Below are 9126 nucleotides of genomic sequence, written 5' to 3' on the forward strand. Positions count from 1 at the left end.
GGTCACGAGTCTCCAAGATTGGTTTTCTACTAAGCTGGCAGGAAACGCCACCTAAGTAGAACGACGCGCCTGAGCCCATATCCGGCAACCTCTCGGCTGAAATTACTGTTCTATGGCAATGTTGGACGATGAGTTTAATAACTGAAGGTTGAAAGTTCTAAAATGCCAGTCACACCTGTTCTAGCACCAACAGTGAGACTAAAAATAGGCAATCTGGTGGTTCCTTCGCCTTACCGGCCGGCAGATATGGGCTGGAACGGTGCGAACACAACTTGAAGCCTCGAAGGTCACGAGTCTCCAAGCTTGGTTTTCTACTAAGCTGGCACAAATCGCCAACTAAGTAGAACGACGCGCCTGAGCCCATATCTGCCGGCCTCTCGGCTTATACAGTGTGCTGAGACAACGAGGGTAATGACTGTAACAAGCATTATTGATTTGACCGAAAGCGCTAAGTCTCTACAATTTCCGACCGTTGTCGTGACAAAATCCAATCAGAGCCGGAGGAGGACAGGGATGCAGCCAGCCGTGGTAATATTGTGAGCTGGCCACAGGCTAGCTCACAATATGGGCGACTTTGGAGACGCGGGGTCTTCGTGGCTTCAAAGCGAGCGAGAAGACTGGTGTTCTTCCAGGCTGAAGCGTCCCCACAGCAGGTGGAATCCCTGGCAGCCGCAGTGCGGTAAAGTTTAACCAACCTGCACTGAATAACAGCAAGGGTAAACTTAGTGAATCTCAGCCGTTGATGGTGGTAAAATTGACTGGGATTGCGTATAATAAAAAGCTAGACATGCCGTTATTGGCAAATGGACGAAGGGGGGCAGTCACCCGCATGGTTTCTCAATTTAAGCCCACGTGGATGGTTACGAACATATACGATTTGACACCGAAGCAACTGCGTGAAAACGGGGTGCGGGCAGTCTTGACGGACCTCGATAATACGTTGATTGCGTGGAATAATCCGGATGGGACACCCGAGTTACGGCATTGGTTGACGTTGCTCGAATTGGCCGGCATTCGGGTCATTGTCGTGTCGAATAACAGCCGGGCACGAGTTGATCGCGCGGTTGCGCCGTTTAACCTCCCGTACATTCACCGCGCATTGAAGCCGTTATCGTGGGGATTGAGACGCGCTTTGCGACGGTGGCACCTGCGCCGTGATGAAGTCATCATGGTCGGTGATCAATTGCTGACGGACGTGTGGTCTGCGCATCATACAGGCGTTCGTAGCGTATTGGTCAAACCTATTTTAAAATCAGATGCGTGGATTACCAAGGGCAATCGCGTGTTGGAAAAAGTTGTGATGTGGCGGTTGCGCCACAATTATCCAGAATTAACTTGGCAGGAGGATCTTAATGAACGAAAAACACACTGAACCCGTTTTAGTTGACGGTGAGCCGCTCCATTGCATTGGTTGTGGCGCGGAGATTCAAACGACGGATAAAACGGCTCCCGGGTACACGCCGCAGTCGGCATTAGATAAAGGCATGGAGAATCAAGAAGTGTATTGCCAACGGTGCTTCAGATTGCGGCACTACAATGAAATTGTTCCCGTGGGGCTAACCGATGATGATTTCTTACACTTATTGACGCAGATTCAAGATGCCAATGCATTGATCGTATACGTCGTGGACATCTTTGATTTCAACGGAAGTGTGATTCCGGGGCTTCACCGGTTTGTGGGGAACAACCCAATCTTACTGGTGGGGAACAAGGAAGACCTCTTACCGCGTTCTTTGAAGCGCAGCAAGTTACAAGACTGGTTACGGCAACGGGCCAACGAACAAGGGTTACGGCCAATCGATGTGACCTTGTTGAGTGCCAAAACCAACCAGTCCGTCGATCAGTTATTGCAAATGATCAATAAGTATCGTGGCGACCGTGACGTTTACGTGGTTGGGGTCACTAACGTTGGGAAGTCGACGCTGATCAACCAGATCATCCGGCAAAACACCGGGGTCAAGGACTTGATCACCACGTCACGGTTCCCAGGGACCACCTTGGATAAGATTGAATTGCCACTGGATGATGACCACGTGTTGGTCGATACGCCAGGGATCATCCAAAATGAACAAATGGCCCATTTCCTAGACGGGAAGGACCTGAAGCTTGTGACGCCACAAAAGCAGATCAAGCCTAAGGTTTACCAGTTAGAGAGTCAACAGACGCTCTTCTTAGGTGGCATCGCCCGGTTTGACTACACGAATGGTCCGAAGAGTGGCTTTACGGCGTACTTCGAAAATAACCTGTACATTCACCGCACAAAGTTAGAAAATGCCGATGATTTTTATACTCGGCAATTAGGCCAGTTACTCACACCACCACACGCTGACGATAAGGATGATTTCCCACCGTTAGTGGCACACGAATTCAAGACCACCGAGAAGAGTGACTTGGTCTTTGAAGGACTGGGCTGGATCAGTTTGCCTGCCGGGGTCAATGTGACCGGCTGGGCACCCGCCGGTGTTGGTGTTTTACTACGACGAGCAATGATTTAATAATGGAGGAATAAAACTTGTTACGAGGCAAACAAAAACGGTATTTACGCGCACATGCACACGTCATGCATCCACTTTTTTCCGTGGGGAAGAACGGTCTAACGCAGGCTTGGTTGGATCAATTGACCGGTGCGTTAGAGAATCGCGAATTAATTAAGATCAATCTCCAACAGAGTGCGGACGTTTCCGTTGACGAAACCAAGGCATTCATCGAAGACAACACTGACATTCAGGTTGTCCAAACGATCGGTCGGGTACTCGTCTTGTACCGGGTCGCAACGGATGAAGAAAATCAAAAGATTTCAGCAGTCGTTGAAAATATGTAGGGAGGGTTGACTGTCGTGGTCAAGATTTTAGAACGAACGAGCACGCAGGTCGCTACAGAGATGGCGGCTACGGCGAAGAAACGTCGCATCGGTATTCTGGGAGGAACGTTTAATCCGCCCCATTTAGGACACCTGGTGATTGCGGACCAAGTGGCAACACAGCTTGGTTTAGATCGCGTTTTATTTATGCCTGACGCTGAGCCACCACACGTTGACCGGAAGATAACGATTCCGGCCAAGGATCGCGTGGCGATGGTCAAGGCGGCCATTGCGGACAATCCGCGCTTTGATTTAGAGCTAACGGAAGTTGCGCGTGGCGGTCGCAGTTATTCTTACGACACCATGCTACAATTGACGCAGGCCCATCCGGAGAACCAGTACTACTTTATTATTGGCGGAGACATGGTGGCTTATTTGCCAAAATGGTACCGCATTGATGAACTAGTCAAATTGGTTCAGTTTGTGGGCGTCTGTCGCCAAGGTTTTACGCGTGAATCGCCGTATCCTGTGCTGTGGGTCGATGTGCCCCAAATCGGGATCAGCTCGACAATGGTTAGGGATCAGGTGCGGCGCGGCCAATCCGTGCGCTATCTGGTGCCAACCATGGTCGACCTCTATATAAAGGAGCATCTGTTATATCGTGACTAAACGAACGTATACAGAAAACATTTTTGCCGGAACGCGGCAGGACCTACTCGACCGCATTGAGCAACATTTGCGGCCGAAACGTTTCGCCCACGTTCAACGGGTGGAACAGACGGCTGTGAAGTTGGCGCAGGCTAACAACGTGGACGAGGAGAAGGCCAGCATTGCGGGACTAACGCACGACTATGCCAAGCAACGACCGGACGAAGATTTTATTGCGGCCATTAAGCAGTATCATCTGGATCCGGAACTGTTAAATTACGGTAACGCGATTTGGCACGGGGTGGTTGGCGCCGAACTGGTCAAGCACGAATTAGGCATTTACGATGAAGATATTTTGAATGCGATTCGGCACCATACGACCGGTGCGGTCTACATGTCCCCCCTTGAACAGATTGTGTACATGGCCGATTACATTGAACCGGGCCGTGACTTTCCCGATGTCGATGAGGCCCGTAAGATTACCGCCGAAGATCTGGGTGCCGGCGTGGCGTTTCAAACGAAGCACACGTTAGCCTACCTAATTGAAAATAACCAAAAGGTTTATCCGAAAACTATTGATACCTACAATGCGTGGGTACCGCGTTATCCCAACGTTTGAGAGGAGCACTTGCATGGAAAGCAAAGAAATTTTAGAAATCGCAGTTAAAGCCGCTGAGAGTAAGCGGGCAGAAGAAATGACCGCTTTAGATATGTCTAAGGTGAGTCTGATGGCAGATTACTTCCTAATTATGGAGGCCAACTCTAACCGTCAAGTCCAAGCCATTGCGGACGAAATCACTGACCAAATGGCCGCTAACGACGTTGCCATTCGCGACGTTGAAGGTAAGAATGAAGCCACTTGGATTTTAATTGACCTGGGTGATGTGGTCGTTCACGTCTTCCAAAAGGACCAACGGAGCCACTACAACTTAGAAAAGTTGTGGTCTGACGCCCCAGAAGTTGATCTGGGCCAATGGGTTGAAGCATGATCTATCAATCCTTTGCTGAGCTTTACGACGAGTTATTCGATCCAGCCATGTACGATCAATGGCTGGATTTTGTCGCCGCTAGGGTCGCCCCAACCAGCGGTCCACTCCTCGACCTTGCGTGTGGGAGTGGTCGCCTAGGCGTCCTGTTAGCCAAGGCTGGCTACGACGTGAGTGGTCTGGATCTGTCCGAAGACATGCTCGCGTTAGCCGCGAAGCACGCTGAAGAAGACCAGGTGACCATGCCATTAGTTGCCGGGAACATGTTGGATTTGAGTGGGTTAGAGAGCACGTACCAAACGGTGACCTGTTTCGCTGACTCATTCTGTTATTTGACCGACCTCGACGAAGTGACCCAGGCCTTTACGCAGGTCCGTGATCACCTGAATGTGGGTGGCAAGTTCCTATTTGACGTGATCACGCCACACCAGACGGATGATGTTTACCCCGGTTACATGTATAATTACGTCGATGATACCCGGGCCTTCGTCTGGACCAGCTACGGCATCGAAGACGAAGAGCACGCGGCCGAACATGATTTGGCCTTCTTCACGTTGAATGAAGAGACTGGTGAATATCGCAAAGTGACGGAGCTCCACCATGAGCGGACGTATCCATTAGCTGACTACCAGGCGGCCTTAAAGCAGGCTGGGTTGACGGTGAACCGGGTCAGCGCTGACTTTGGGAATAGTGATGTGGCGGATGATACGACGCGCTGGTTCTTCGAGGTTACGCGGGAGGCTTAGGCATGACGTTACAGGCAGTGGGAATCATTGCGGAGTATAATCCATTTCACAATGGACACCGCTATCAGATCGAGCAAGCCCGCGTGCAAACGGGGGCGGATGTGGTCGTGGCGGCCATGAGTGGTAACTGGGTCCAACGTGGCGAGCCGGCGCTAATGGATAAGTGGCAGCGGACGCAGGCGGCATTGGCCGGTGGCGTTGATCTGGTCGTGGAGTTGCCCGGTGCGGCGGCTTTACAGCCGGCTCATTTATTTGCTGCCGGTGGTGTGAGCCTCTTAGCAGCGCTCCAGTGCCGTTGGTTGGTATTCGGGACCGAACACCCAGAGATGGATTACGAGCAGCTGATGGCCCATTTACCGACTGATCCGGCGACGTTCAAACGCTTTGACCAGACGTATGCCTCGCTCTTCCAGGGGTATCTGCGGGAGCAAACGGGGATTACCCTAAATGCGGCCAATGATATTCTGGGATTCTTCTATGCGCTGGCGAATCGGCGGCAGGGAGACCCGTTGACGTTGCTACCGCTGCCAAGAAAAGGGAGTCAGCACAATGACACCACGATTGAGACGGCAACGGCCTTTGCAAGTGCCACTGCGATCCGCTCTGCGGCGTTAAATGGGGAGTGGCCGGCTCTTATGCCGGTCGTTCCAACAACGACCTTAGACCTGCTACAGACGGCGCAATTGACGAGCTGGGAAGATTTTTGGCCGCTGTTACGCTATCAGCTAGTCAGTGGTGACGTGGCTGATTTGCGGCAAATGTATCAGATTACTGAGGGCGTTGAGTATCGCTTGAAGAGGGCGGCGCTGACAAGTGAAAGTTTTGCGACGTTTATGCACGCCGTCAAGACTAAGCGCTACACCTATACGCGGTTACAACGCCAGTCGGCCTACCTGTTGCTACAGGCCAAGCCGCTAGAGATGCAGCCACAGCCGCAGTATTTACGAATACTGGGATATTCTGCGGCGGGTCAAGCGTATCTTCATCAGATCAAAAAACAGGTGAACCTGCCGCTGATCAGTCGGGCGGACCGGGATTGGCAAAAGGGTCCTGGTGAGTTTGATGATCGGTTGGGCGCACTGCGCACCTTAATTACGGGTGAAGACCAAGATTATGGCCGAATCCCGGTGAAAAAAACGATTTCAGAGTGACTATCAAGGAAATTACCTTGACATCACATTTTTTGACAGGTATAATTTATCACGTTGCATTGGAGGGATTGCGATGAAATGGTCGTTGACCGAGCTCCGCAAGAATCACCGGAATGATCCGCTAACGTTCGATGAAACGCTGGATTTAAAAGCGGACTTGATGGAACGCTATGGCGATGATGTTTTGGATTTAAGCCCCGTCCACGCTAAGGGAATTGTTTCCGTGGTGGCGGGCGACGTTGTCGTTGATGCACAGGTAACTGCGGACTTAACTGTCCCGTCTAGCCGCTCGCTTGAGCCGGTAGACTTACCCGTAGATTTCAAAATGACGGAATTTTATGTTTCCGACCCCGCCGCAACACAACGGTACGAAAAGACCGACGTTGTGATGGTGGTTAAGGATGACCAGATCGATATTGAGAAGGCCATCGGGGATAACATTATTTTACAGATTCCGATGCACATTCTTTCGAAAGCTGAACAACAGGGTGCTGAAATGCCAACCGGTGATGACTGGGAAGTCGTTGCTGAGGCTGATCTTGCTAAGGTGGAGAAGGAAAATCAATCAGTTGATCCACGTCTTGCAAAGCTAAAAGATTTCTTCCCTGATCAGGATGATCAATAATCTTCTTTGTAAGCCTTAAAAATTTTTTCACTAGTGGATATAATTTATTTGAAGGAGGTGTTTTCTTTGGCTGTACCTAAGCGGAAAACGTCTAAGACGAAAAAGGCTATGCGTCGTGGTCACATTAAGTTAACGATGCCTAATTTAACTGCTTGCCCTAACTGTGGTGAATTACGTAAGTCACACATGGTTTGCCCAAGTTGTGGTTTCTACGATGGCCGTCAGGTCGTTGCGGTTAAGAACGCAAACAACTAATTCAATTTAGTTCAAAAGCTCCCATGAAGTCCGCGGCTTCTGGGGGCTTTTTTGTTACGCTCTAAAGGTTGAAAGATGAAATACCTGTCTCGCCCCAGTATTGCTAAGCATTCGCGCCACTAAATTAGTGCCAATTTGCCGCACTCCGGCTGACAGGAATTTCGCCTGCTGTGGGGACGCTTCAGACTGGAAAATCACCAGTCTTCTCGCTCGCTTTGAAGCCATGAAGAAACCATGTCTTCAAAGTCGCCCGTGCTGTAAGCTGGCTGATGAACCGCTAGCTAACACCACCTCCACGGCTGGCTGCATCCCTGTCCTCCTCCGGCTCTGACTGTGCTTTACAACGACAGCAGTCGGAAGACATGGAGGCTTAGCGCTTCCGGTCCAATCTATAACGATTATTACAGTCAGTATCCTCGTTACCTAAGAACCCTGTGTAAGCCGAGAGGTCGGCAGATATGGGCTCAGGCGCGTCGTTCTGCTTGGTCGGCGTTTCTTGCCGGCTTAGCAGAAAACCAACCTTGTAGACTCGGTTCTTTCGAGGCTTCAAGTTGTGTTCGCACCGCTCCAGCCCATATCTGCCGGCCGGTAAGGCGAAGGGCCCACCAGGTTGCCTAGTTTTAGTCTCATTTAGTTATGATGAAAAACAGCCTTTTTAGTAAAATTTCACTTGGGGACTTTCCCCTTTTTCGCGTATAATGTAGCGTACGAAGACAAATTGAGGAGTGAGAACGTGGCAATCAAATTAATTGCAACTGACCTGAACGGGACGTTGCTGCACGGAGACCAGAGCTATAATCAGGCATTATTAAAGACCACGTTGTGTCGCTTGGCGGCCAAGGGGATAACCTTGGTCTTGTCGTCTGGGAATCAGTATGCGCATCTGCAACAGCTATTTGCGCCGGTCATGGCGGACAACTTAGCGGTCATTGCGGAAAATGGTGCGTCCATCTATTTAAAGGGTCAACAAGTCTTTGACGGGAGCTTGACGCCAGAGCAGGTTCACCGTTTTGTGACGGTCGATTGGCAACGCGACTACCTGCGTGAGTCCTATCTAATTCTGGTCGGTCAGCAGGGATCTTACACGCAGACTGGTGCACCACAGGTCTTGATCGACGCCGCTGAGAAATTTTATGATAATTTACAACAAGTCACTGATCTTAGTACCGTGACGGACCGGATCAAAAAAATTAGCGTTTCCACAACGCCAGACCAGGCTCATCAATTGGTCACGCGGATGAATGCCGACTTTGCCGGTGACTTACGGGCACATGATAGCGGCTATGGTGTTGCGGACGTGGTCGCGGGCAACGTGGGTAAGTTGCAGGGCGTTCAGTGGTTAGCACAACGGTTTAATGTGAATGCCGATGAGATCATGGCCTTTGGTGATGGTGCGAATGATGTGCCATTGCTACAATTTGCCGGTGAGGGTTTGGCGATGTGCAATGCTAAACCCGAGATCCAGGCCGCAGCGACGCACATAACGGCGCTCGACAATGACCACGATGGCGTGCTGAAGACGATCACGGAACGGCTTTTGTAAGGCTAACGCGCTAACGTGAGGCTTGTATGGACATGTCTCACATGAGCTAGGTATACTGCTCGGTGTAAGGGCGGTGATAGGTGTGAAACACGTTTTATTAGCTGCTGTAGCGATGTTTGCCATCTTAGGTGATGGTTGGGGACTCATTGACGTGAACAGTCAGACGAGACCGATGGCGGTGTCTGACTCGCGGCTGGCTGTGCGGGCAGATTCCCAACGACTGATGCTGACGACACATTTCAAGGTCAGCGATACCGGTCAACGGCAATCATTTAAATAAAGTGAAATCAGGGCTGTGACGAAGGTTGCAGTCCTATTTTGTGTGCGCCCGGCATGGGCGCTAACTAGGCGGTGAAAGTCCGCTGTGGACCG

12 protein-coding genes are annotated in these 9126 nt (G+C 50.8%); all 12 read left to right on the forward strand.

The window, feature by feature from the left end:
- The first annotated feature begins 829 nt into the window (after positions 1-829).
- The 12 genes from FC99_RS06760 (at position 830) to FC99_RS06815 (ending at position 9034) form a co-directional block, all read left to right on the forward strand.
- Positions 830-1372, forward strand: coding sequence for a YqeG family HAD IIIA-type phosphatase (locus tag FC99_RS06760; RefSeq protein ID WP_048731919.1), 543 nt, complete (start codon positions 830-832; stop codon positions 1370-1372).
- On the forward strand, positions 1353-2495 hold the full coding sequence (gene yqeH, locus FC99_RS06765; protein ID WP_048731917.1) for a ribosome biogenesis GTPase YqeH: 1143 nt from the start codon (positions 1353-1355) through the stop codon (positions 2493-2495). The genes FC99_RS06760 and yqeH overlap by 20 nt, the downstream gene beginning before the upstream one ends.
- 17 nt (positions 2496-2512) lie before the next feature.
- A complete protein-coding gene (locus FC99_RS06770; protein WP_082153161.1) occupies positions 2513-2821 on the forward strand; it encodes a YhbY family RNA-binding protein in 309 nt (102 codons plus the stop codon).
- 15 nt (positions 2822-2836) lie between these two features.
- Complete coding sequence (locus tag FC99_RS06775; RefSeq protein ID WP_048731915.1) at positions 2837-3469, forward strand: nicotinate-nucleotide adenylyltransferase; 633 nt, start codon at positions 2837-2839, stop codon at positions 3467-3469.
- A complete protein-coding gene (gene yqeK / locus FC99_RS06780) occupies positions 3459-4067 on the forward strand; it encodes a bis(5'-nucleosyl)-tetraphosphatase (symmetrical) YqeK (protein WP_420324071.1) in 609 nt (202 codons plus the stop codon). The genes FC99_RS06775 and yqeK overlap by 11 nt, the downstream gene beginning before the upstream one ends.
- A gap of 13 nt (positions 4068-4080) precedes the next feature.
- On the forward strand, positions 4081-4437 hold the full coding sequence (rsfS, locus tag FC99_RS06785; RefSeq protein ID WP_048731912.1) for a ribosome silencing factor: 357 nt from the start codon (positions 4081-4083) through the stop codon (positions 4435-4437).
- Positions 4434-5180: a class I SAM-dependent DNA methyltransferase gene (locus tag FC99_RS06790; protein ID WP_048731910.1), complete on the forward strand. Its 747-nt coding sequence runs from the start codon at positions 4434-4436 to the stop codon at positions 5178-5180. The genes rsfS and FC99_RS06790 overlap by 4 nt, the downstream gene beginning before the upstream one ends.
- 2 nt (positions 5181-5182) lie before the next feature.
- The gene (locus tag FC99_RS06795; RefSeq protein ID WP_048731908.1) at positions 5183-6331 is read left to right on the forward strand and encodes a nucleotidyltransferase; all 1149 of its coding nucleotides are present in this window, start codon (positions 5183-5185) and stop codon (positions 6329-6331) included.
- A gap of 73 nt (positions 6332-6404) precedes the next feature.
- A complete protein-coding gene (locus tag FC99_RS06800) occupies positions 6405-6956 on the forward strand; it encodes a DUF177 domain-containing protein (protein WP_048731906.1) in 552 nt (183 codons plus the stop codon).
- Positions 6957-7022: 66 nt separating this feature from the next.
- Positions 7023-7211: a 50S ribosomal protein L32 gene (gene rpmF / locus FC99_RS06805; RefSeq protein ID WP_048731903.1), complete on the forward strand. Its 189-nt coding sequence runs from the start codon at positions 7023-7025 to the stop codon at positions 7209-7211.
- A gap of 733 nt (positions 7212-7944) precedes the next feature.
- Positions 7945-8754 (forward strand): Cof-type HAD-IIB family hydrolase, encoded by an 810-nt coding sequence (locus FC99_RS06810; RefSeq protein ID WP_048731901.1) that lies wholly within the window; start codon positions 7945-7947, stop codon positions 8752-8754.
- Between the two features lie 82 nt (positions 8755-8836).
- The gene (locus FC99_RS06815) at positions 8837-9034 is read left to right on the forward strand and encodes a hypothetical protein (RefSeq protein ID WP_048731899.1); all 198 of its coding nucleotides are present in this window, start codon (positions 8837-8839) and stop codon (positions 9032-9034) included.
- The last annotated feature ends 92 nt before the right edge of the window (positions 9035-9126 follow it).

This window comes from Levilactobacillus koreensis JCM 16448 (genome assembly GCF_001435525.1).
Classification (GTDB): Bacteria; Bacillota; Bacilli; order Lactobacillales; family Lactobacillaceae; genus Levilactobacillus; species Levilactobacillus koreensis.

Coding starts and splice junctions, on each gene's coding strand:
- rsfS (WP_048731912.1), top strand. CDS start 4,081: ATGGAAAGCAAAGAAATTTTAGAAATCGCAGTTAAAGCCGCTGAGAGT.
- FC99_RS06760 (WP_048731919.1), top strand. CDS start 830: ATGGTTTCTCAATTTAAGCCCACGTGGATGGTTACGAACATATACGAT.
- FC99_RS06800 (WP_048731906.1), top strand. CDS start 6,405: ATGAAATGGTCGTTGACCGAGCTCCGCAAGAATCACCGGAATGATCCG.
- FC99_RS06795 (WP_048731908.1), top strand. CDS start 5,183: ATGACGTTACAGGCAGTGGGAATCATTGCGGAGTATAATCCATTTCAC.
- yqeH (WP_048731917.1), top strand. CDS start 1,353: ATGAACGAAAAACACACTGAACCCGTTTTAGTTGACGGTGAGCCGCTC.
- FC99_RS06790 (WP_048731910.1), top strand. CDS start 4,434: ATGATCTATCAATCCTTTGCTGAGCTTTACGACGAGTTATTCGATCCA.